This is a genomic window from Nucisporomicrobium flavum, from assembly GCF_016464385.1.
Classification (GTDB): domain Bacteria; phylum Actinomycetota; class Actinomycetes; order Mycobacteriales; family Micromonosporaceae; genus Actinoplanes; species Actinoplanes flavus_A.
This window is the reverse complement of sequence record NZ_JADMLH010000006.1, coordinates 314503-337724: the sequence shown is the minus strand read 5'-3', so window position 1 is coordinate 337724 and position 23222 is coordinate 314503. Positions and strand designations below refer to the sequence as shown.

General features: G+C 74.2%; 18 protein-coding genes and 1 pseudogene. 8 read left to right on the top strand and 11 right to left on the bottom strand.

Annotated features, from left to right (window positions below; all coding sequences use genetic code 11):
* Positions 1–2: 2 nt before the first annotated feature.
* The 8 genes from IT780_RS17550 to IT780_RS17515 are packed head-to-tail and all read right to left on the bottom strand — an operon-like array spanning position 3 to position 12414.
* On the bottom strand, positions 3–1049 hold the full coding sequence (locus IT780_RS17550; RefSeq protein ID WP_199512634.1) for a ketoacyl-ACP synthase III family protein: 1047 nt from the start codon (positions 1047–1049) through the stop codon (positions 3–5).
* Complete coding sequence (locus tag IT780_RS17545) at positions 1046–2365, bottom strand: flavin monoamine oxidase family protein (protein ID WP_307831237.1); 1320 nt, start codon at positions 2363–2365, stop codon at positions 1046–1048. Before IT780_RS17545 ends, IT780_RS17550 begins: the two co-directional genes overlap by 4 nt.
* Positions 2362–2613, bottom strand: a complete 252-nt coding sequence (locus IT780_RS17540; RefSeq protein WP_199512633.1) for an acyl carrier protein — start codon at positions 2611–2613, stop codon at positions 2362–2364. Before IT780_RS17540 ends, IT780_RS17545 begins: the two co-directional genes overlap by 4 nt.
* Positions 2610–4013 (bottom strand): amino acid adenylation domain-containing protein, encoded by a 1404-nt coding sequence (locus IT780_RS17535; protein WP_199512632.1) that lies wholly within the window; start codon positions 4011–4013, stop codon positions 2610–2612. Before IT780_RS17535 ends, IT780_RS17540 begins: the two co-directional genes overlap by 4 nt.
* Positions 4013–9124 carry a type I polyketide synthase gene (locus IT780_RS17530; RefSeq protein WP_199512631.1) on the bottom strand — a complete coding sequence of 1704 codons (5112 nt, stop codon included), beginning with the start codon at positions 9122–9124 and terminating at the stop codon, positions 4013–4015. Before IT780_RS17530 ends, IT780_RS17535 begins: the two co-directional genes overlap by 1 nt.
* Positions 9125–9144: 20 nt before the next feature.
* Entirely contained in the window at positions 9145–10329 is a 1185-nt protein-coding gene (locus IT780_RS17525; RefSeq protein WP_199512630.1) for a cytochrome P450 family protein, read from the bottom strand.
* Positions 10326–11069: a hotdog fold domain-containing protein gene (locus tag IT780_RS17520; protein WP_199512629.1), complete on the bottom strand. Its 744-nt coding sequence runs from the start codon at positions 11067–11069 to the stop codon at positions 10326–10328. Before IT780_RS17520 ends, IT780_RS17525 begins: the two co-directional genes overlap by 4 nt.
* A gap of 1 nt (position 11070) precedes the next feature.
* Positions 11071–12414, bottom strand: coding sequence for a KamA family radical SAM protein (locus IT780_RS17515; protein WP_443678584.1), 1344 nt, complete (start codon positions 12412–12414; stop codon positions 11071–11073).
* A 237-nt stretch (positions 12415–12651) separates the two neighbouring features.
* Here IT780_RS17515 and IT780_RS17510 point away from each other — a divergent pair, with 237 nt between their 5' ends.
* Entirely contained in the window at positions 12652–13392 is a 741-nt protein-coding gene (locus IT780_RS17510; protein WP_199512627.1) for a thioesterase II family protein, read from the top strand.
* A gap of 182 nt (positions 13393–13574) precedes the next feature.
* Positions 13575–14999, top strand: coding sequence for a sialidase family protein (locus IT780_RS17505; protein ID WP_199512626.1), 1425 nt, complete (start codon positions 13575–13577; stop codon positions 14997–14999).
* Here the strand turns inward: IT780_RS17505 and IT780_RS17500 are convergent.
* A complete protein-coding gene (locus IT780_RS17500) occupies positions 14973–15464 on the bottom strand; it encodes a hypothetical protein (RefSeq protein WP_199512625.1) in 492 nt (163 codons plus the stop codon). The two genes, IT780_RS17505 and IT780_RS17500, sit on opposite strands and share 27 nt — an antisense overlap.
* A 163-nt stretch (positions 15465–15627) precedes the next feature.
* Between IT780_RS17500 and IT780_RS17495 the strand changes: the two genes are divergently transcribed.
* The 4 genes and pseudogenes from IT780_RS17495 to IT780_RS43470 form a co-directional block, all read left to right on the top strand.
* A complete protein-coding gene (locus tag IT780_RS17495) occupies positions 15628–17388 on the top strand; it encodes a phosphatidylglycerol lysyltransferase domain-containing protein (RefSeq protein WP_199512624.1) in 1761 nt (586 codons plus the stop codon).
* Positions 17379–18077: a hypothetical protein gene (locus tag IT780_RS17490; RefSeq protein ID WP_199512623.1), complete on the top strand. Its 699-nt coding sequence runs from the start codon at positions 17379–17381 to the stop codon at positions 18075–18077. Before IT780_RS17495 ends, IT780_RS17490 begins: the two co-directional genes overlap by 10 nt.
* A complete protein-coding gene (locus tag IT780_RS17485; RefSeq protein WP_199512622.1) occupies positions 18074–19105 on the top strand; it encodes an alpha/beta hydrolase in 1032 nt (343 codons plus the stop codon). Before IT780_RS17490 ends, IT780_RS17485 begins: the two co-directional genes overlap by 4 nt.
* A 70-nt stretch (positions 19106–19175) precedes the next feature.
* Positions 19176–19817, top strand: a pseudogene (locus tag IT780_RS43470) (aquaporin); the annotation flags it as partial.
* Between the two features lie 75 nt (positions 19818–19892).
* On the opposite strand, the gene IT780_RS17475 reads toward IT780_RS43470, so the two are convergent.
* Positions 19893–21062, bottom strand: a complete 1170-nt coding sequence (locus IT780_RS17475) for an endonuclease (protein ID WP_233412982.1) — start codon at positions 21060–21062, stop codon at positions 19893–19895.
* Between the two features lie 73 nt (positions 21063–21135).
* Here IT780_RS17475 and IT780_RS17470 point away from each other — a divergent pair, with 73 nt between their 5' ends.
* A complete protein-coding gene (locus tag IT780_RS17470; RefSeq protein ID WP_199512621.1) occupies positions 21136–22260 on the top strand; it encodes a sensor histidine kinase in 1125 nt (374 codons plus the stop codon).
* Positions 22257–22922: a response regulator gene (locus IT780_RS17465; protein WP_199512620.1), complete on the top strand. Its 666-nt coding sequence runs from the start codon at positions 22257–22259 to the stop codon at positions 22920–22922. The genes IT780_RS17470 and IT780_RS17465 overlap by 4 nt, the downstream gene beginning before the upstream one ends.
* Positions 22923–22930: 8 nt before the next feature.
* Here the strand turns inward: IT780_RS17465 and IT780_RS17460 are convergent, their stop codons facing one another.
* Positions 22931–23218, bottom strand: a complete 288-nt coding sequence (locus IT780_RS17460; protein WP_199512619.1) for a hypothetical protein — start codon at positions 23216–23218, stop codon at positions 22931–22933.
* Between the last annotated feature and the right edge of the window lie 4 nt (positions 23219–23222).

The following is a 23222-nucleotide window of genomic DNA, read 5'->3' as shown; positions in this document are numbered from 1 at the left end:
GGTCACTCCGTCTCGTGAGTCGATCCGCTGCCGGGTACGGCAGTCCAGTCGGGCAGGTCCAGAATCTCGACGACCGCGCTCGTCAGGTTGAAGCCGGCGCCGAGGCCCAGCAGCACCACCCGGTCGCCGGGCGCCACCGCGCGGCTCTCGACGAGGTGGGCGAGCCCGGCGAACTGGTCGCTCGAGCCGATGTGCCCGACCGTGCGGCCCCATCTCCACAGGGTGCGGTCGAGGCCGATCCGCAGCGGTACGCCGTAGTGCAGCCGGATCAGCGGCCGGCCGACGTTGGGCAGCACGAACCGGGCGACCTGGTCCATCTCCGTGCCGGCCTCCTCGAGGACGCCGCGCACGTTGCGGCCGACCGTGGCCTGCAGGGTCTCCAGTACCTCGGCCGGCCCGCGCTGCCCGACGAAGTCGCGTTTGCGGGCCGCCATGTCGAGCGTGTCGTCCTCAGCGCCGGCCGCCCGGTAGATCGGCTCGAGCTCGGAGGCCGAGTCGGAGCGGGTCGCCAGGATGCGCGCGAAGCCGCCCGTCCCGGAGAGCACGACCGACGCGGCACCGTCGCCGTAGATGAGCCCGGTGTCGGTGCGCCAGCGGTCGAACGGCGGCGCGAACCGGCTGGCGGAGGTGATGAGCACCTGGCCGTGCGGGTCCCGTACGGCCAGCCAGTCGGCGGCCAGCTCGACCGAGGCCATGCCGCCGTTGGACGCGCTGTTGACGTACATCGAGGGGGCGTGGCCGCCGAGCGTGCGCCGCTGGATGTAGCTGGCCGGGGTCAGCACGTCCTGGCCCGTGCTCCACTGGCCCAGGCTGCTGTGCAGCAGCAGGAGGATGTCGGCGGGGTCGGCCGAGGCCCGTTCGAGCGCCTGCCCGGCCGAGGCGACGGCCATGTCGACCGCCTCGAGTTTCTCCTCCTGCAGCGCCGACAGCATCGCCGTGGTGCGGAACTCGGTGGCCGGGTAGAGCCCGTCCGCCACCGCCTGCCCGGCGGCGGCCGGCGGCGGCAGGTAGGTGCCGACCCCCGCGAAGTAGAGGCTGTCCCATTTCACCGTCGGTCCTCCTGCAACGGTTGCGCGAGCGCCGTCAGCGCCTGCTCGGCGGCGCGGTGGCCGGACCGCACCGCGCCCTCCATGAAGCCGTAGAACTCGGCCGAGGTCTCCGTGCCGCAGCGCACGATCCGGCCGTCCGGCCCGGCTGCACCCGGTGGCCCGCCCCAGCTTCCGGGCTGCCACAGCGTCGCGTAGCACCCGCTGCTCCAGCGGCTGGTGACCCAGTCGGTCACCACGACCTCGCAGGGCGGCGGGACCTCCGGGAAGACGGCGGCGAACTGCCGGCGTACGGCGGCTTCGCGCTGCGTCCCGGGCAGGGCCGCGAAGTCCTCCGCGCGCTGCCCGGTCGCGAAGCCGGTGAGGACGCCCGGGCCGCCGGCGGGACTGACGTCCACTGTGTACATCAACGGGCCGCGGTCGCTCAGCGACCAGCCGGAGAGGCCGTGGTCCCGCCAGGCCGGGCGGTCGAAGAGGAGGTGGGTCTTGACCGCGCGGCCGCGGACCGCGCCGCCGGTCGTCGTTCCGCACACCGCGGCGGCGAGCGGCGGCGGCAGGGCGACCACGGCCGCGCCGGCCCGGTGTACGCCGTGCCGGGTCGCCACGGACACACCGGCCGCCCCGGCCTCGACGCGGACGACCGGGGTGTCGAGCACCGGTGGCCGGGGCAGCGTCGCGGCCAGCGCCTCGGCGATCCGCTGGGCGCCCCCGTCGACCCGGAACTCCTGGGCACCCGACCGGAACGCGTTGAGATACCGCAGCCCGCCGCCGGACCGCAGGTAGAACCCGAGGCACAGCGCGGACAGGTCGTCCATCTCGGCCGCGACCAGCTGCCCCAGGTAGAGCGGGGCGAACGCCAGCGCGCCGGGATCGGCCACCCGTCGCCGGATCCACTGCCCCGCGGTCAGCTCGCGCAGCTCGGCCGCCGCCGCGTGCGGCCGTTGCGGGTCCACGGCCGCGGCCAGCTCGTGCAGCGCCTCGAAGAGCTCGCCCAGCCCGGCCGCGTCGTACGGCGGGATCCGGTACGGCGACCGGGACCGCTCGGGCAGGCTGAAGACGCTGTCGCCGTCCTCGTCGGCGCTCACCCGGGCGAGGCCGAACCGGTCCAGCAGCTGCCAGACCGCGGTGTGCCGCTCCCCGAGGTACGCCGCGCCCCCGTCGGTCACCAGCCCCGGCGCGAGCGGCACACCCCGCACCCGGCCGCCGATCCGCCCGCGCGCCTCGAGCACGAGCACGTCGGCGCCGCGGGCCGCCAGATCGTGCGCCGCGGTCAGCCCGGCCAGGCCGGCCCCCACGACCACCACGTCGGGCACGGTCACCGCGGCGCCGCCTCCGCCGCCAGCGAGTCGAGGAGCTCGTCCAGCGCGCGCGGCGTCGGCGCCTGGGTGAACTCGGCGAACGTCACGTCGACGTCGTAGTCGCGGCGCAGCCGGCCGATCACCCGGGTGGCGAGCAGCGAGTCGCCGCCCAGCAGGAAGAAGTTCGAGTCGGGCCGTACGCCGCCGGTCTCCAGCACCTCGCCGAAGATGCCGATCAGGCGGTCGAGGCCGACCGGGTTGTCGCTCATCGCTCGCTCCACTCCTTGGACAGCCGGGCATAGTCGGTCTTGCCGCTGGTCGTACGGGGCAGCGCGGCCCGGACCAGCAGCCGGGCGGGCACCAGGTGGGCCGGCATCGCGCCGCGCAACCGGGCGAGCAGGCTCTCGGCGTCGGACTCCGCGGCGCCCACCACATACGCGATCAGCGCCGTACGGCCGGCGAGCGGCACCCCGATGACCGCCGCGTCCGGCACCCCGGCACACCGGATGATCTCGGCCTCGACGTCGCCCGGGTCGATCCGGACCCCGCGCACCTTGAGCTGCCGGTCCACCCGGCCGCGGTAGAGGAGCACTCCGTCGGGCGCCTCCTCGACAAGGTCCCCGGTGCGGAACCAGCCGTCGGTGAACCGCTGGGCGGTCGCCTCCGGATCGCCCCGGTAGCCGCGGGCCACGGACGGGCCGCCGACGTGCAGCAGCCCCAGCGCGCCGTGCGGTTCCAGCCGTTGCCGTACGTGCGGCAACGGCCGTCCGATCGGCGCCTCGGCGAGCCCGGTCACCGCGGGCACGGCGGACGGCCCCCACAGGTCGGCCGCGTGCGTGATCAGCGCGGTCTCGGTGCAGCCGTACGTGTTGAGCAGCCGTACGTCCCCGGTCGGCAGGTCACGCCAGGTCGCCAGCCGTACCGGGTTGATGCCCTCGCCGCCGATCACCACCAGCCGCACCGACTCGGGCAGGCGTACGCGCTCCTCGGCCAGGTGCAGCACCAGCTCGTGCCAGAAGGCGGTGGGCAGGTTGAGCACGCTGATCCGTTCCCGGGCCAGCAGGCCGAGGATGCGGGCGAACGAGCCGGAGTGCGCGTCGTCGTCGATGACCAGGGTCGCGCCGCTGGTCAGCGCGGGCAGGATCTCCTCGAAGCAGGTGTCCCAGCTCGGGGAGGCGAACTGCAGGAAGCGGTCGGCCGGGGTCGCCGCGAAGAGCTGCCGCAGCGAGCCGGCGACGGCCTTGACGGCCCGGTGCGGCACCTCCACCGGACGGGGCGTGCCGGTCGACCCTGAGGTGAACAGCACGTAGGCGATCCCCTCCGGCCCGGGCTCGCCGGTGCCCGCTGCCGCCCTCGCCGGTGGCGGCCCGGCGCCGAGCTCGCGGGTGCAGCCGGCCGCGTCGAGCATCGCCGTCCGGCGCGCCGCGGGTAGCGCCGGGTCGATGGGGCAGTACGTCGCCCCGGCGAGGAGCACGCCGAGGAAGTCGACGATCAGCTCGACGCCCCGGACGGCCGGAACCGCGACGGTCTCCCCGGCGGTGAGCCCGGCCGCCACCGCCTGGGCGCGCCCGATCAGCTCGCCGTACGTCGTGACGGCGCCGTTGTGGACGATCGCCGGCGCGTCCGCATGTCGCTCGGCCGCCCGCAGCACCTCGGTCGCGACGCCCATCAGGACTCCGTTCCGGCCGGGGCGAGCCGCGCCGCCAGGTAGCCGGCGAGCGCGCGGATCGTCGGATGGTCGAAGACGAGCGAGGCCGAGAGCGGCACGCGCAGCGCCGTCTCCAGCGCGTTCTTGAACTCCACGCTGATCATCGAGTCCAGGCCGAGCTCGATGAAGCGCGCGTCGAAGGAGATGTCCTCGACCGCGTCGAAGAAGAGCACCGCCGCCGCCTGCGCCCGCACGATCGTCAGCAACGCCTCCTCGCGCGCGGCCGGATCGAGCTTCAGCAACGCCTCCCGGTCGACGCCGGCGGTCGTGCCGCCGGTGTGCTCGGCCAGCTCGGCCAGGATCGCGTTCGGCACCTTCTGGGTGGCGGCGAACCGCTCCCAGTCCACGTCGGCGACGAGCACCTGCGGCTGGGTGCGGGCGAGCGCCCGGAAGCAGGCCGCCATCGCCTGCTCCGGGTCCAGCGGCGTGTACCCGCGGCCGGCCAGCTGGGCCGCCTGCTGGTCGTCCATCCGGGCGGCCATGCCGACCTCGCCCCACGGTCCCCAGTTGACGCTCAGCCCGGCCCGGTCGCCGGCCCGGCGCCAGTGCATCAGCCGGTCGAGGTAGGCGTTCGCCGCCGCGTAGTTGCTCTGGCCGGCGGTGCCGAGCAGGGCGGTCGCCGACGAGTACGCCACGAAGAACGTGAGCCCCAGATCGGCGGTGGCCCGGTGCAGCAGCCAGCCGCCGTACATCTTGGCCGCCAGCACCCGCTCGAAGCTCGCCCAGTCCTGACTCGAGATCGGCGCGTCGGCCAGCACGCCGGCGGCGTGGACGATGCCCGCCAGCCGCGGCCCGGCCGCCTCCACCATCCGCTCGACGCCGGCCGGATCCGCGATGTCGGCGCTCACCACCCGGACGTCGGCGCCCAGCTCGGCGGAGAGCCGGGCCTCCTGGTCGCCGGACGGGCGCCGGCCGGCCAGCACGAGACGGTGGGCACCGGCCTCCACCAGCCGCCGGGCGGCCAGCCTGCCCAGGCCGCCGAGCCCGCCGGTGACCAGGTACGTGGCCTCCGGATCGAGCCGGGGCGTGGCCTCCGCGGCCGGGGTGCGGGAGGGCCGCAGGCGCAGCACGTGCCGTACGCCGCCGCGGAACGCGACCTGGAAGTCGTCACCGGCGGCGTCCAGCTCGGCGAGGAGCGGCTCCGGCCCGGCGGCGGCCGGATCGAGGTCGACGAGCATCACCCGGTACGCGGGGTACTCGTTGGCGAGCACCCGGCCGAAGCCCCACAGCGAGCCGTCCCCGAGCGCGTCCGCGTCCCGGTCGTCCGGCGCGTCGCCCGGCAGCGCCTGCCCGCCGACCGTCACCAGCCAGAGCCGCAGCGGCCGGGACCGGCCGAGGTCCTCCATCTCCTGCAGCAGGCGCAGCAGCCCGGTGTAGTTCTCCTCGCTCTCGCGGCGCAGCCGGTCCAGGCCGGTCGCTCCCGGGTCGGCCCACCAGAACCACGCCACGTCGGTGATGTCGGGGTCGGTCCACACGAGGTCGGCCGCCCGGTCGACGTCGGCCGCCGCGAGGTGCCCCTCCGGCGCCTCGAACGGCGGGTGCACGAGCAGCACCCGGTGCCGGTCCCGGCCGGTCGCCGCCGCGGCCTGCTCGACCCACTGCGGCTCGTACGACAGCCGGTCGCGGGTGGCCGCCGGGTTCGCCACCCGGACCAGGCCCAGCCCGCGGACCGCGGCGACCGGCTCGGCGCCCTCCAGCACGAGCACGTCCACCGCGAGGTCGTCGTCGCGGCCGGTCAGGCGTACCACGCTGCGCAGCGCGCCCTTCGGCTTCTTGAACACCCGCACCTCGGCGTACGACCGGGGAAGGTAGGTGCGGCCCGGCTCGGTCAGCGTCAGCAGCGTCTGCACGGCCGGGTCCAGCGCGTACGGCGGCAGCACCATCCCCGGCGGGGTGTCCACCTCGCGCAGCTCCGCCCGGGCGAGCCCGTCGGCACCGACCACCACCGACTCGATCCGCCGGAACTCCGGCCCGTACGGCAGCCCGAGCCCGGCGAACTCGGCGTAGAGCCGGTCACCGGTGAGCACCGGTCCGCCGGCCGTGTCCCCGGGCGGCTCGCGCAGCTCGGTGACCCAGGCGGGTTCCCGCTCGCCCCGGGGGCCCAGCCGGGCGGTCGCGTGCCCCCGTTCGCCGCCGCCCTGCCCCTCCGGCCGGCGGCTGAGCACCTCGACCGTGGTCGTCCCGCCGTCGTCCGGCCGGACCCGGGTGATCACCTCGACCGGCTCGTCGGTCAGCGCCAGGGGCTCGTGGATGCGCAGGTCGAAGACGGGACGGTCGCTCGTGCCGAACACCGCGTCCTGGGCGGCCAGCACCAGCTCGACGTAGCCCGCGCCGGGGAAGTACACCTGGCCCAGCACCACGTGGTCGCCCAGCCAGGCCGGTTCGGTCGCCGACCAGGAGGAGCGGAACTCGCGCACGCCCGGGGCAGCGGCCGCCGTCTCGGTGCCGAGCAGCCCGTGCCCGGCGGCCCGGCCGTTCGCCTGCGGGCTCGGCAGCCAGTGCCGCTTGCGCTCGAACGGGTAGCCGGGCAGCTCGGTCAGCCGGCCCCGCCGCTCGCCGTGGTACGCCCGCCAGTCGATGTCCAGCCCGGCCTGGTAGCCGCGCAGCACCGCCCGGCGCAGCCCGCCGCCGTCGTCGGCCGCGCTGGTGACGCTGGCCAGCCAGAGGTGACCGGGAGCGGCCGCCGACTGCTTGCCCAGCGCGGTCAGCGTGGCGGACGGGCCGACCTCGATGAACGCGTGCCGCCCCCGCGCCTCGACAGCCCGCACCCCGCCCAGGAAATCGACGGGTTCGAGGATGTGCCGCGCCCAGTACGCCGGGTCGGCGACATCCTCGTAGCGCGCGACCTCCCCGGTGCGGTTGGAGACGAACGGCAGGGCGGGCCGCCGGAAGGTGACGGTCCCGGCTACCTCGGCGAAGCTCGCGGCGGCCTGCGCCATGAGCGGCGAGTGGAAGGCGTGCGAGACGGCCAATGCCTTCGCCCGGATGCCGTCCCGCTGCAGGGCCACGATGATCTGGGCCAGCTGGTCCCGCCGGCCCGAGATGACGCATTGGGTGGGGGAGTTCACGGCGGCGATCCCGACCTCGTCGAAACCGTCGACATAGGGCAGCACGGTGTCCCGGCCGGCCGACACCGCGGCCATTCCGCCGTGGGTGCTCATCGACTGCATGAGGCGGCCGCGTTCGGCGGCGAGGCGTACGGCGTCCGGCAGGTCGAACAGGCCCGCGACGGTGGCCGCCACGAGCTCGCCGATGCTGTGGCCCAGCAGGACGCCGGGCGTCACACCCCAGGACATCCAGAGGCCGGCCAGCGCGTACTCGAGCACGAACAGGGCCGGCTGGGCGTACGCGGTGCGGTGGATCTCGAGGCCGCCCTCGTCCGGGTCGGCGAGCAGCAGGTCGCGGACGGAGAGATCGAGGAAGGGCTCGAGCAGCTTGTCGCACTCGTCGATCCGGTTACGGAACACGGCGTGGTCGCGGTAGAGCGCGCGCCCCATGCCCGGATACTGCGCGCCCTGGCCGGTGAACAGGAACGCCACCTCGGGTGGATCGGCCGCCGGGATGTCCTCGGCGATACCGGCCTCCACCGCCGCGGCCAGCTCGGCTGTGGTCGACCCGGCCGCGGCGAACCGGTGCGCGAAGTGGGCGCGCCGCGCGGTGCTGGTGTAGGCCAGGTCGGCCGGCGGCACGTCCGGGTGCGCGGCCAGGAAGTCTCGCAGGTCGGTGAGCCGGCGGCGCAGGGCGGCGGCGCTCTTGGCCGACACCGCGAGAAGCTGTTCGCCTCCGGCCGCCGGGGGCGCCGGCGCGTCCGGGGCCTCCTCGACGACCACCGAGGCGATCGTCCCGGCGAAGCCGAACGAGTTGACCAGGCCCCGCCGCGGCCCGGCCGGCCAGTCCCGCCCCTCGGTCGGTACGCCGACCCGGAACCGCCGCCACGGGATGTGCTGGGACGGCGTGGTCATGCCGATGTGCGGGTAGATCGTGCCTTCGCGCAGCTGCAGCACCGTCTTGATGACCCCGCCGACGCCGGCCGCGGCCTCCATGTGCCCGAGGTTGCCCTTGAGCGAGGCGATCAGCACCGGGTCGTCCGCGCCCCGCGACGGCCCGAACACCGTGTTGATCGCGGCGACCTCGATCGGGTCGCCCAGCGGGGTGCCGGTGCCGTGCGCCTCCACGTAGGACACGTCCTCGGCGGCGAGACCCGCCGCGGCCAGCGCCCGGCGCATGACGTCGGCCTGGGCCAGCCCGTTCGGCACGGTCAGGCCGCCGCTCGCGCCGTCCTGGCGCACCGCCGAGCCGGTCAGCACGGCGAGCACGGTGTCACCGCCCGCCCGGGCGTCGGCGAGGCGCTTGAGCACGAGGACCCCGCAGCCCTCGCTGCGCCCGTACCCGTCGGCGTGCTGGTCGAACGTCCGGCAGCGGCCGTCCGGGGAGAGCATGCCCGCCTGGCTGAAGATGATGTGGTTGCGCGGATGGTGCATCAGGTTGACGCCGCCGGCCAGCGCGATCGAGCACTCGCCGGCGCGCAGGGCGGTGGCCGCGAGATGCAGGGTGACCAGCGACGAGGAACAGGCGCTGTCGACGGTCATGCTCGGACCGTGCCAGCCGAGGAAGTGCGACAGCCGGCCCGGGATGGCGCTCGGCGCGAGGCCGGCCCCGAGGTGCGGGGTGAGCTGCTCGTCGGCCAGCTCGCCGGCCCGGGACGCGTAGTCGGCCATGCTGCAGCCGATGTAGACGCCACCGTCGCCCTCGACCGTCGCAGGGTCCACCCCGGCGGACTCCAGCGCCTCCCAGGCGGTCTCCAGCACCAGCCGCTGCTGCGGGTCGACGTACGCGGCTTCCTTCGGCGAGGTGTTGAAGAACAGCGCGTCGAAGCGGTCGATGCCGGACAGGAAGCCGCCGCCGCTCGCCGTGATGCCCTCCACCCCGGACCAGCGGCCGGGCGGCGTGGGCTCGATGCCGGACCGCCCGGCCCGCAGGAACTCCGCCAGGCCGGCAGGGGACGTGTTGCCGCCGGGGAAGCGCAGCCCCATCCCGATGACGGCGATCGGCTCTGCGGTGGTGCGGTTCATCGGTGCCTCTCTCCTGGCGGTCAGTACTCGACGGGCAGGGCGAGCGGCACCCGGATCTGGTACGCCGCCCGCCATGCGATCTGCTCGGGCGGCACGGCCAGCCGCAACCGGGGCAGCCGGAGCAGCACCTGCTCGAGGGCCACCCGTACCTCGGTGCGTCCGAATTCGGCGCCCGGGCAGTAGTGGGGGCCGTTGCCGAACGCCAGATGTGGCACCTTGCCGCGGTCCAGGTCCACCCGCTCCGGATGGGGATAGTGCGCCGGATCGCGATGTGCGGCGCCCATGGACAGCAGCACCGTCTCGCCGGCCGGGATCACCTGATCGCCGACGGGCACGTCCTCGGCGGTGAAGCGGCGCACGGCGGTGTGCACCGGGCCGTGGAAGCGCAGGAACTCCTCGACCGCTGCGGGCAGCTGCTCCGGGTCGCGGCGTAGCCGTGCCATGAGGTCCGGGTCGCCGAGCAGGATGAGCACGCTGCTGGCGATCGTGCTCACCGTGGTGTCGTAGCCGCCCAGCAGCGCCATGAAGGCGAGGCCGAGCAGGTCGTTGTCGTCCAGCGGCCGGCCCTGCTCGTCGAGTCCGTGCACCCACTCGGAGAGCACGTCGCCGGTCGGCTCCGCCCGCTTGCGGCCGATCAGAGCGCCGAGGTAGGCGTACATCGCGGCGCCGGCGTGGCTGGCCAGCTCGGCGTCGAGGCCGAGCAGCCCGTCGGTCCAGGAGCGGAACCGCGCCCGGTCGGCCGGCGGCACGCCCAGCATGTCGGCGATCACGGTGATGGGCAGAGGCGCGGCCAGTGCGGCGATCAGATCGGTACGCCCCGAGTCGCCCATCGCGTCGATCAGCCCGGCGGTGATCTCCTCGATCCGCGGCCGCATCGCCCGGAACCGGGACACCGAGACCGCCTGGTTGAGGAACTTGCGCAGCCGGCGGTGGTCGGCTCCGTCCACCGTGGCCACGCTCTCGAAGCTGAACTCCGAGGGCAGCGGCATCGCGCGGTAGACGTCGGAGGCGTAGCGGATGTTGCGGGCCAGCCGCGGGTCGCCGAGCAGCTGCCGGACGTCCTCGTAACGGGTGACCAGCCAGGCCGGCGTGCCCTCCGGCGTCCGGATGCGGTGCGCCGGGCCGAGGCGGTGCAGCTCGGCGTACGTCGCGTCGGGGTCGGCCAGGTAGCGGTCGTCGAACGGGGCGAGCGGTTCGGTGGTCATCCGGCTCCTCTGCGTACGTCCAGCCACAGCGACTCGGCGATCGCGCACAGCTCGCCGTCGGGGGTGCTGATGGCGCTGCCGGTGCGGTACTTGCGGCCCTCGGCGGCGACCGACCAGCCACTCACCACGTACGGCTCGCCCGCCCGGACGGGGCGCAGGCGCCGGCTGGTCTGGAAGGCGGTGACCGTCTCGGCGATGGGCGCGCCGGCGAACGCCCGGCAGGCCCAGCCCCCCGGGCAGTCCAGCACGGCGAACACCGAGGCGAGGCTCAGCTCCTCGCCGGGGTCGCCGGCCTCGGGGCCGGGCGTCCAGGCGGCCGCCACCACCGCACGGCCGGGCACCAGGCCGAGCAGTACGTGCAGGCCCTGCCCCGCGGGCCGGCCGGAGCCGCACACCCAGCAGTCCGGGAAGGCGTTGCCCGCGCGCTCGGCGGTCCGCCGCTGCTCGATCCCCGCGAGCCCCTCGTCCCAGCCGGGAAGGGCCGGCACGGCGATGCCCGGCGCGACGATCCGGGCCGCGGCCAGCGGCCCCCCGTCGCCGCTCAGCGTCCAGGAATCCGGGCCGCTGCGCTCGATCGACAGGGGCTGCCCGACGGGAATGGGACGCCGCAGGTCGAGCCGCAGGTCCTCGGTGTCGGCCAGCTCGGCGAGGCGGCCGGCGACGTACCCGCCGTGGGCGACCCCGGGGAAGCCCCAGATGTGGTCGGGCACGGTCAACGTGCCGATGTCCGGCTGCGCCATCTCACCCTCCGGCGTTCTCGGTGACAGAACCGGCCCACCAACGCCGCCCGGCCTCCGGCAGCGATCGGATCGGGTCGTAGTACGTATAGCGGCGGCCACCGTCCGGCCCGGACCAGTACGAGATGCCGCGCTCGGTGTCGTACTCCTCGACCTGGTCGACCCAGCGCTTGCCGAGCCAGGGGACGTCGCAGACCAGGCGGGGTGTGGCGTAGCCCGGCAGGAGACCCATGATCTGGTGCTGCAGCCGCCGAGCCTCGCCCAGCGACGTCCGCCAGTGCTCGGCGTTGGGCACGATGTCGCACAGGTAGAAGTAGTAGGGCAGGATCCCGGCCTCGTCCTGCAGCGCGAAGCACAGGTCGAGCAGGTCGCCGGCGGTCGCGTTGACGCCGCGCAGCAGCACACCCTGGTTACGCACGTCGCGCACGCCGGCGTCGAGCAGCGCCCGGGCGGCCTCACCGACCAGCGGCGTCACCGAGCGCGCGTGGTTCGCGTGCGTGTGCACCGCGAGATGCACGCCCCGGTCGGCCGCCAGCCGCGCGACCCGCTCCATCCCGGCGCGTACCCGGTCCTGCAGCCAGTGCTGGGGCAGGCCGATCAGCGCCTTGGTGGCGATCCGGATGTCGCGTACCGACTCCACGTCGAGCAGCCGCAGCAGGAAGGACTCGAGGTGCGGCCAGGGCAGGTTGGCGACGTCGCCGCCGGACACCACCACGTCGCGTACGCCCGGATTCTCCTGCAGGTAGCGCAGGATGCCCGCCTGCCGGTCCGCCGGGGTGAGCGTGAGCGCCGCCTTGGCGATCTGGGGGGTGGAGGTGCCGACCAGGTCCATCCGGGTGCAGTGCCCGCAGTACTGGGGGCAGGTCGTCACGAGCTCGGCCAGCACCTTGGTCGGATAGCGGTGCACCAGGCCCTCGGCGACCGCCATCTCGGACTCGTGCAGCGAGTCGCGCTGGGCGAGCGGATGACTGGGCCATCGTGGGTCCCGGTCGCGGCGGACCGGGAGCATGTAGCGCCTGATCGGATTGGCGAGGAACCCGTCGGTGAACCCGGCCGGCTCGTCGGGCAGCATCGTGTTGACCATCTGCGGCGTGAGCAGGATCGGCATGGTGGCGAACCGTTCCTGATCGGCCGCCAGTTCGTCGTAGAACCAGTCGCTGAGCAGGCCGCCGAGCAGCGCGCGCAGATCCCGCGGATTCTTGACGCAGTGGGCCCGTTGCCACTGAGCGTCCCGCCACTGCCCGTCGGTGACCTCGCGCCAGGCCGGCACTCGGCGTCGATCCGGTTCGTGCAGTGGTTTCCGGACATACCGGTACGTCGTCGCCGCGTCCTGAGAGGACACGGCCACACTCCGTCGCACCAAGACACCCCCCGTTTGGTGTTCGGTTCGGCCCTCACGCTAGGGCAGCCCGGCAGGATCGACAAGTGTCTTTCTGCCGACCGGGTCCCGTCCCCGTGCGTTCGACGGTCATTTCCAAAGCCGTCGCCATCGGCGGAAGAATGCGCGCGGATCCGGTTCTGATAAGCGTCTGTGCGCCGGGTAGAATTGGTGCGTGAAACCCGCGCGAGAAAAGAAGAAACCCGCATGAGGGAACGGTGGATCCGCCGCCTTCGCGACGACGACGGGTACGAGACCAAGCTCGTGTGTTTCGCCCACGCCGGCGGCTGGACGACTGCCTTCTCGACCTGGCCCCGGGGCCTGCCACCGGACGTCGGGGTGCTCGCCGTCAAGTATCCCGGCCGCGAGGACCGGCTCGGTGATCCGTTCCCGTCCGCATTGGAGACACTGGCGGACGACATAGGGGAGGCGCTCGGCGACCTCGCGACGCGCCGGCTCGTGTTCTTCGGGCACAGCATGGGCGCCTCGGTGGCCCACGAAGTCGCGCTGCGCCTGCATCGGCGGGGAAACGCACCGGCCGCCCTGTGCGTGTCCGGGCGGCGGCCACCGCACGCGCTCGAAGGCCGGCGCACGTACCCCGGCACGGACGACGAAATCGTGGCGGACGTCGTACGCTTCGACCGGAGCCGCGCCGCGGTCTTCGCCGATCCGGGGCTGCGGGAGCTGGTGCTCCCGCCGATCCGCGCGGACTACCAGCTCCTCGACGCCTATTCCGGCGGCGACCGGCCCCCGCTCGACTGCCCGGTGTACGCCTACACCGGCGCCGACGACCCCGAGGTGACCCCGGAGCAGATGCGCGGCTGGGCCGGCCTGACCCGGTCCGCGTTCCGGCTGCGGGTGCTGCCCGGCGGGCACTTCTACCTCAGGGGCGAGGAAGCAGCGTTGCTGGCTGACCTGAGCGACGTCCTTCACGTGTCGGAACGATGACCCTGAGCCGCAGCCGGCGTCAGCAGGGGCCGTTGCAGGCGAGGACGGTGCTCGAGTACTGCCGGGCGTGGCCCAGCGCCCGGTCCGCGCTCGTCGATCTATACCCGAAACCGGCCTTGCCTGTCCGCCGGGCCGGTGGGAGGGTCGGACGTGCATCATTGTCGATGCTTCCGGGGGTACGCATGCGTCACGTCCGTAGCGCGGCACTCGTTGCCGGCGTAGCAGCCATCACGATCTCGGCGTCGGTTCCGGCGGTGGCCGGCGTCCGGCACCCCACGGTCCTGACCCTCGGGCAGGTCTCGCGTCAGGACGTCCCGGCCGCGCCCGGCTCCGAGCCGGACACGCTGGTGGAGCCCGACATCGCCGTGTCACCCGTCGACCGGGACGTCGCGGTGGCCGCCGCCCACGACGGCCGGTATCCCGACGGCGGGGCGGTGGGCATCACCCACGCCTGGACCCGCGACGGCGGGCTGACCTGGCGGCACGCCGCGGTCCGGTACATCACCACGGCGGCCGGCGGCGCGTGGGACCGGGCGTCCGACCCGGTGCTCGCCTTCGGGCCCGGCGGCGACGCCTACCTGTCCACCATCGCGTTCAACAGCGACGTCTCGGACTGTCGCAGTGTGGTGCTGGTGTCCCGGTCACGTGACGGCGGCGCGACCTTCGGGCGCCCGTCGGTCGCCCAGTCCACCGACGACTGCCGCATCTTCAACGACAAGAACTGGCTGGCCGTCGACAACGGCGCCCACTCGCCGCACCGTGGCCGGATCTACCAGTTCTGGAGCTACTTCTTCGGCGAGTTCGCGCAGCAGCGGGTGCGCTGGTCCGACGACCACGGCCGCACTTGGAGCGCCGCGGCCGTGGTGACCCCGGGGAACGCGTCGACGCAGAACTCGCAGGCGCTGATCCGGCCGGACGGGTCCATCACCGACCTCTACCTGGACTTCGCCGGCACCGGGCGGGAGCCGGACCGCGAACGGGAGAGCGACGCCGCCCGGGCCGCCGCCCCGCCCGCCGACCCCGGTGTGCCGATGCGGGCCCGGACGTCGCGCGACGGCGGCCGGACCTGGTCGGCCGCGGTCACCGTCGCGACCGACGTCGGCGGGGACGTGCCGGGCGTACGGTGCTGCCTTCCGTCCGCGACCGTCGACGCCGTGACCGGGCGCCTGCACGCGGTGTGGCAGTCCACCGACGTGTCGCTGCTCCGCGCGTCATCGTCCACCGACGGTGTGCACTGGACGGCTCCGGTCACGGTGAACCCCGAGCGCACGTCCACCACCCAGGTCGTCAACGCCGACGTCGCCGCGTACGCGGGCAAGGTTCTGGTCTCCTACGGCGTCCGGGACGCCGCCGCGGCCGACGGCCGCTACGTGCAGCAGCGGGCGCGGATCTCCTCCGACCAGGCCCGGTCGTTCCGCTCGCGCCTGACGCTCGGGCCGCCCTCCGATCTGCGGTACGCCGCGCAGGCCGGCGGCGCGTTCCCCGGCGACTACATCGGTACGGCCGCCGGCCCGGGCCGGTTCTACGCCGCCTGGGCGTTCTCCTCGGAGCCACCGGCCGGGCAGACCTACCACCAGGTGCTAATCGCCGCGACGATCCGTCCGTGATGCCCTGCCCGGCGCGCGGGCGGCGCGCCGGGCGAGGATCCGCAGGCGGCGTTCGACGACCTGGTCGACGTGCAGGGCGATCCAGCCGCAGACGACGGCGAGGGGCAGCTCGAGCAGCACGGCGGAGGCGACGGCCGACGGCACGTCCGCGGGCCGGGACGTGGTCACGTCGAACCAGGCGTCCACCACGAGCACGGTTGCGGTGGCGGCGGCCAGGAGCCCGACCTGTCGTGAGCCGCGCCAGGCGAGCAGGGCGGTGGTCAGCAGCAGCGCGACGAGCATCAGGTCGAAACCGACCCAGGCGACCCGGTAGTGCTCGGCGCTGTACCGCGCCGGCAGGGACATCGCCAGGTACGCGGTCCAGGGCACGGTGGCCGCGCCGAGCACCGCGAACACCGGCGCCACCCAGCGCGGCACGGGCCGCAGCGTGACGGCGTCGCGGGCGGACTCGTCCGGTACGGCCATCCGCCCAGCATGCCACCGGTGAATCTCTCCCGAGATCGGAAAACCGGTGGGGGCCCCTCCTCCGTCAAAAGTCATAGGGCCGCGCCCGAGGTCCCGACCAGGGGCCGACGCCGGGAGCCCGGATCGTGGGCAAGATGTGCGCCACGAGACGAGGAGGATGTCGATGTCCGGGACACCCGGGGGAGCAACCGCCGTCGCCGATCGGCCGGAGGCGGCACGGACGCGGGCCGCCACGCTCACGCCGTGGCGGCCGCCGCCGTCGCGTGCTGTGATCGCGCGGTGCGTGCAAGTGGTGGGCGCGCTCGATGCCGTCTTCGCCGTCCTGCCGTCCTGGCACCACAGGATGGCGTCGATGGCCCACCTGCTGCCGACCGCCGGGATGGTGACTGCTCGTACGGCGACCGCTGTGGTGGGCGTCCTGCTGGTGTACCTGGGCGCCGGGCTGCGCCGGGGCAAGCGGCGGGCGTGGCAGCTGGCCGCCTGGCTCTGCGGCCTCAGCATCGGCCTGCACATGCTCAAGGCCTCCCCGGCGCCGGCGGTGGTGTCGGCCGTGCTGTTGCTGGTCCTGATCGTGGAACGGCACCGGTTCCGCGCCCGGGGAGACGTGGGGACCCGCTGGCGGGCGCTCGGGGTGTGCGCGGGCTTCATCGGTACGGGCTTCCTGCTCGGCCTCGTGGAGGTGGCGCTGCGCGCCGGTCAGATCGCCGGGGCGGCGGGGCCGCTGCAGTGGGCGCAGCACGTGGCGCTCGGCATGGTCGGTGTCACCGGGCCGCTGCGCTTCGACCACCCGGCCACGACGACCGCGGTGGACCTCACCACGGGGGCGTTCGGGTTGCTGGGCTTCGGCGTCGGCGCGGTCCTGCTGCTCCGGCCGTGCACCCGGCGCGCCGGCTGGGCCGACGGCGAGGAGGCCCGGGTCCGCGACCTGCTGGCCTGCCACGGAGACGCGGATTCGCTCGGATACTTCGCGCTGCGGCGCGACAAGTCGTTCATCTGGGCGCCGTCGCGGCGGGCGGCGGTGGCGTACCGGGTCGTCAACGGCGTGAGCCTGGCCTCCGGCGACCCGCTGGGCAATCCCGCGGCGTGGCCGGATGCCATCGCGGCGTGGCTGTCCGACTGCGACGCCCACGGCTGGACCCCGGCGGTCCTCGCGTGCAGCACCACCGGCGGGACGGCGTACCGGCGGCTGGGTCTGGACGTGATCGAGCTGGGCGACGAAGCGGTGCTGGACGTGCCCGGTTTCTCCCTGCAGGGGCGTCCGATGCGGACGGTCCGGCAGGCGGTGGCCCGTACGCGCCGGGCCGGCTACACCGTCGAGGTGGCGCGGCAGCGGGATCTCGACGACGCCGTGCTCGACGAGGCCCGTACGTGCGCCGGCGCGTTCCGGCACAGTTCCGTGGAGCGGGGCTACTCGATGGCGCTGTCCCGGTTCGGTGAGACGGGCGACGGTGACTGCCTCGTCGTGCTCTGCCGTGACGGCGAGGGCCGCGTACGCGGGCTCCTGCAGTTCGTGCCGTGGGGCGAGTCGGGGCTGTCGCTGGACCTGATGCGCGGCGACCGGAGTGCCGAGAACGGCATCACCGAGCTGATGATCACGAGTGCGGTGGAGTTCGCCGCGGCCTCGGGGATCCGGCGCATCTCGCTCAACTTCGCGATGCTGCGTTCGGTGCTGGCGCGGGCGGAGCAGCTCGGCGCCGGTCCCGTGACCCGGCTCTGGGCACGGATCCTGCGAGCGTTCTCCGGCTGGTGGCAGATCGAGTCGCTGTACCGCGCCAACGCGAAGTACCAGCCGCAGTGGCAGCCGAGGTTCCTGTGCTTCCCGTCGGCGCGGGACCTGCCCCGCATCGCGGTGGCCGCGCTCAGCGCCGAGGCGTTCCTGCCGTCCGGACGCCGCCGGAGCGAGGACGAACGCCGGTGCGGCTGACCGGTTTCCCGCTCATCCTGCTCGCCGCCGGCGCCGCCGTGGGCACCGTGGCGCTGACCGTACGGATGTGGCCGCGCGGTGGTCGGTGGCGGCCGCTGACCCGTACCGTGACGGGCGTCTGCGCGGAGCTCCTGGTGGTCGCAACTGTCGGGCTGGTGGTGAACCGGTACCAGAGCTTCTACCCCTCGTGGCAGGCGCTCACCGGCGGCGACGCGAAGCAGGTGACCGTCGGGCGTCCGGTCACGGCGGGCCAGGAGGTGCCCGACTTCCGTGGTGCGGCCGGGCGGTGGCACCTCCTGGCGGCGCCCCGGATCTCGGTCCCGGCGGACTACCCGGCTCGGGCCGGCGTCACCTTCCCCTTGCTGGTCGTGCTGCACGCGCCGGTGGACGGGCAGGCGGTCCAGGCGGCGGCTGCCCGTACCCCCGATGTGGTCGGTCTTGCCGTCGTGCCGGCCGCCGCGACGTCACCGGCGGACGTCCGGGCCCTGATCGACGAAGTGCGGCACAGCGTCCGCGTCAGCGACCACGGCTGGGCCGTCGTGACGGACCGGCCGCACCGGGAGCTGGCCGACCGGGTCGCCGGCCGGGACGGCACCGTCGTGACCACCACCGGCCGGGCGTGGCCGGCGACGCTGGCGGCCGCCGCCGGCGAGCTCCCGCCGCCGCTCACGGCACCCCTGCGGCCATGACCATCGACGCCCCGGGCACCGTCGCGTGCGGGGCGGCGCTGACCGCCGCCGCCACCCTGGTGGCCGCTTTTCTCTGGGATCGGTTCCGCGCGGTCGGAAGGACCCTGCTGTCCGTCGTCGTCACGCTGCTGCTGAGCGCCACGTGTGCGCTGCAGCTGAACCGGCTGACGGTGGCGTACCCGTCGTGGTCGGCTCTGGTGGCCGCGCCGTCGCAGGAGCCCGCGCTGTCGACCGGCTTGCCCGTCCGGCCCGGGGGCGGCCGGCTGCTGACGGTCACGGTGCCCGGCCGGGCGAGCGGGCTGAGCCTGACGATGGGCGTCTACCTGCCGGCCGCCTACGACTCCCCGGAGGGAGCGGGCCGCCGGTTCCCCGTCATCGAGATGTTCCACGGCTACCCCGGATCCCCCAGCACCTGGGTGCGGCGGCTCAAGGTGGTCCAGCACCTCGACGAGGAGATCCTCGCGGGCCGGATGGCGCCGACCGTGGTGCTGCTGCCGTACCAGACGCCCCGGAGGCTGCTGGACACCGAGTGCACCGACCTCGCCGGCGGGCCGCAGACCGAGACGTTCCTCACCGAGGACGTCGCGACCTACGCCGCCACCCATTACCGGGTACGGACGGACCGCGCCGGCTGGGGACTCATGGGGTATTCGGCCGGGGGTTTCTGCGCGATGAACCTCGCGCTGCGCCACCCGCACCGGTACGCGGCGGCGGCCTCGCTGTCCGGCGACGCGGGCCCGGGCATCAAGGTCGGCGACGGGAGCGAGAACACGACCAACAACGTCGCCTGGCGCCTGCAGAACCTGCCGCAGCCGCGCGCCGCCTTCTACGTGGCCTGGGCCGCCGACGACCGCGAGTCCCGCGACGGCTCCCGCGCCGTCGTCCGCCTGGCCCGGCCGCCGCTGACCGTCACGGCGGTCGAGCTGCCCGGCGGGGGTCACAGCCATTCGCTGTGGCGTCGGATGGAGAGCCCGGCGCTCGACTGGCTGTCCGGTCACCTCGCCCGCGCCGTCCCGGTGACCCGCTAGGGACATCGTCCGCCGGGGAGGGGGCCTTCGACCCTGCCCGCCGGATCGATCTCTCGCGAGACTCGTGATCATGGGCGTGGGATGGCGGGCGGGATGGCGGCCGACGAGGGCGGACGGGCTCGCCGCGATGGTCGAGCTCGTGCTGACGACGGCGTTCATGACGGTCGTCTTCTCGCTCGTGCGGTGGGGGATCGGCACGATGGCGCCCGGCGCCACGGCCACCGAGCTACGCCTCCGGGTGGTCGTCGTGTCCGCGCTGGTCGGCCTGGTCATCGTCGGGTTCGCGACCTCCGCGCCGGGACGCTTCAGCGGTGCCCACATGAACCCGGCGATCACCCTCGGGCTCTTCGCGTACGGCAGCGTGCCGGGCCGGCGGGTGTTGCCCTATCTGGCGGCCCAGGGAGCCGGTTCGCTCGCCGCCGCCGCGCTCACCAGGTTCGTCTGGGGTCCCGCGGTGTCCGGGCCGGCGGTGCGGTGGGCGGTCGTGCAGCCGGGGCCGGGCTGGTCCGGAACGGCTGTCGCCGTGGCCGAGGCGGTGACGCTGGCGGTGATCGTCGCGGTGCTGTGCGGCGCGCCGGTCCGCCGGCCGGCCTGGCCGCTGATCTGGATCGTGGGCGGCCTGTTCGGGCTGCAGGGTGCGGTGCTGGGCACGCTGACCGGCGGGTCCGCCAACCCCGCGCGGCAGCTCGGCCCGGCCCTGTTCTCCGGTGAGCTCCGCCTGCTCGCCGTCTACGTGATCGCGCCGATCGCCGGTGGGGTGCTCGCCGGCGTCCTCGCGTCGAAGCTCCTAGCCGAAGACCGAGGCGGCCCACTCCGGGTGGTCGACGAACGGGTTCCGGTTGTGCTGGTACGTGCCGTAGATCGTGTCGTTGCGCCGCTTCTCGAAGGCGTCCGGCGGGTCCTGGGCGCTCCACTGCAGCAGGACCGAGAGGCGGCCCAGGCGGGGCGCCGTACCGCCGCTGGTGGCGTCGTCGATCTCGAGGTCGGGGTAGCCGTCGCCACCCTCGTAGCGGACCGCCATGTAGAAGATCATGCGGGCCACGTCGCCCCGCACCGCGGCGCGCGGCTCCCATGAGTCGGAGTCCGTACGGTTGCCCGGCGCGTCGGCGACCGCCGTACCGCCGGCGTCGAAGTCCTTGTTGTCACGCTCGCTGTTGACGTGGACGTCCTCCGGGCGCAGGTGGTGCAGGTCCGTGCCGGGGCCGTTGCTCGTGCCGAAGTCGCCGTGCGACTTGGCCCAGACGTGCTCGCGGTTCCAGTCGCCCTGGTCGCCGCCGTTGAGGGTCTTGGACCGGCTGATCCCGGAATACACGAGGATCACGTTCGACGGGTTCGCCGGGTCCTGGTCGGTGACCTTGAGCGCGTTCCACACCGCGTCGTAGGACAGGGTGGTCACCCCGCTGGAGATGATCCCGTGCAGGGCGCTCTTCAGGCTCACCCCGGACTTGCCGGCCGCCGCCGCGTAGTAGGCGTCGGTGGAACCGGTCGGTGTGGGAGTGGGCGTGGGGCTGCCCGTCCCGAAGGTCATCGCGGTCGGCGACTTGAGACCCGGATGGGAGAAGTACGCCGCGAGCGACCCGGTCACCGTGAGCACCGCGCCGACCCGGCCCGGGTTGCTCTGCAGGCCGAAGCTCGCCCGGTACGCGCTGGTGACCTGGACGTACAGCATCCTGGCGGTGTCCCGCTCGCCGGCGCTGTCGGCGATGGCCAGCGCGGTGTCGGCGGTGAAGCCGCTGAAGAGCACCGTGCTCGTGGCGGTCGGCTGGCCGACGACGTAGCCGCGTACGGTACCGGTGCCGCTCTGACCGCTGATCGCCTGCGCGACGGTCAGCGTCGTGGCGGCCACCGGCTGCATCCCGGCCGGGCCGCGGACCAGCGTGAGCAGCAGCGCGACCAGTCCGAGCAGGGCGGGCATCGTGAGCGCCATGGCGCGCCGGTGTGACGAGGATCCGGGCATGAGCACAGTATGGGAGCAAGGGTTGCCGGCGCGGGCATACCAGCTTCGTCATACAACGCCGGAGAGGAGCACGATGCAGCTGTCCTGGGCGCGGCGGCCGCTCGTCGTCGACGGGCTGCTCGCCGTGGTCGCCTTCGGTCTCACGCTGCTCCCGCTGAGCGCGGCGGAACCGCGCACCGGGTGGGCGTACGTGGCGGCCGCCGGTCAGACGCTGCCCCTGGTGCTGCGCCGGCAGAACCCCTTGCTCGCCAACGTTCTCATCGCGCCGAGCGCCGTCGCGTACGGGTGGATCGGGTGGCCCAGCCCGCTGGTGCCGATCGGGCCGCTCGTCGCCCTGCATGCGATCGCCGCGTACGGCACCCGCGTCCAGTCGTACGTTCTGCTGGCTCTCGCCCTGCTGGGGACGCCGGTCGTCCTGCTCTCCCGCGCCGCCGAGCCGGACCCGTACGAGTGGCTCAACGTCGCCCTGGCCGCCGGGGTCGCCTGGCTGGCGGGCGCCTTGACCCGGTCGCGCCTCGGCGAGCTGCGCCAGTACGAGGAACGCATCGCCGCCGAGCGGGCACAGCGGCGCGCGGAAACGGCGCGGGCGGCTTCCGAGGAACGCAACCGGATCGCCCGGGAGATGCACGACCTGCTCGGTCACTCGGTCGGCGTGATGGTACTCCTGGCCGAGGGTGCGGCCGCGCGCGCCGAGGCGGGCGACCCCAGCCCCGAGACCCTCGAGCGGATCGCCGCCACGGGGCGGGAGACGATGACCGAGCTGCGGACGATGCTGGGCGGTCTCCGGGCGACCGATGACGACCTGACCCGGCGGCCCGCCCCGACCAGCGACGATCTGCCCGGCCTGATCGACGCCGTACGGGCCGCCGGGATGACGGTCGCGTGGCGGTCGTCGCTGCCGGCGCCGATCACGGGCGCCGCCGGCGTGGCGGTCTACCGCATCGTCCAGGAGGCGCTGACCAACGCCCGCAAGCACGCGCCGGGCGAGCCGGTCAGCGTCGAGCTCGGCGAGGACGGGAGCGGGGCGGTGGTGACGGTCGCCAACCGCGCCGGCGGCCGTACGGACGGGAGCACCGGCCAGGGGCTGCAGAGCATGCGCGAGCGGGCGGCCGCCGTCGGTGCCCGGCTGGAGCATGGACGGGACGGAGAGACGTGGCGGGTGACGCTGCGTCTCGGGGCGGGGGAGGCCCACGAATGAGCGACGCCATCCGGGTGCTGCTGGTCGACGACGAGGAGCTGGTCCGTACCGGGCTGCGCATGATCCTCGAGTCGCAGCCGGACATCGAGGTCGTCGGCGAGGCCGCGGACGGGACGGGCGTGGCCGGCCTGGCGCGCCGGACCCGGGCCGACGTGGTGCTGATGGACATCCGCATGCCCCGCGTCGACGGCATCCGCGCCACGGCCGAGGTGGTGGCCGGGAGCCCGGCCACCAGGGTCATCATGCTGACGACCTTCGACCTCGACGAGCACGTGCTCGACTCGCTGCGGGCCGGCGCCTCCGGTTTCCTGGTCAAGGACACCCCGCGGGCCGCCCTGGTCGACGCGGTGCGGGTGGTGGCGGCGGGGGAGGCGCTGCTGACCCCGCGCGCCACCCGGCGGCTGCTCGCCGAGTTCGTCCGCCTCGACCCGCGACCCGGGCGGCCCGCCGGGGATGTCCTCACCCCGCGCGAGGTGGAGGTGCTCGCCGCGCTGGCCGGTGGGCGCAGCAACGCCGAGATCGCCGCCGATCTGGTCCTCAGCGAGCACACCGTGAAGACCCACGTCGGCAGCATCCTCACCAAGCTCGGGCTCCGCGACCGGGTGCAGGCGGTGATCTATGCCTTCGAGGAGGGCATCGTCCCGCTGCGGCGCAGGTCCTGAGCGCCCGCCTATTCGCCGTGGTAGCGCTCGATACGCGGCAACGGGTACCCGAGGATGCCGAAGTAGACGACGCAGAAGCCGGCCAGCAGCAGCACACTGGTCGCGCCGAGGGCGATGCCGGCGCGGGCCTGCGCCGGCCGCCGGCCGGTGTGATCGGTGGGGCAGAGCAGGCCGAGCACGACGGCCAGCACCCCGGCCAGCGGGCCCGGCGCGGGGACGAAGGAGAGGATGCCCACCACGAGTGAGCTGATGGCCAGGGTCTTCGAACGATCGGCGTCGTCGGCTGTCGCAGTCATGGCC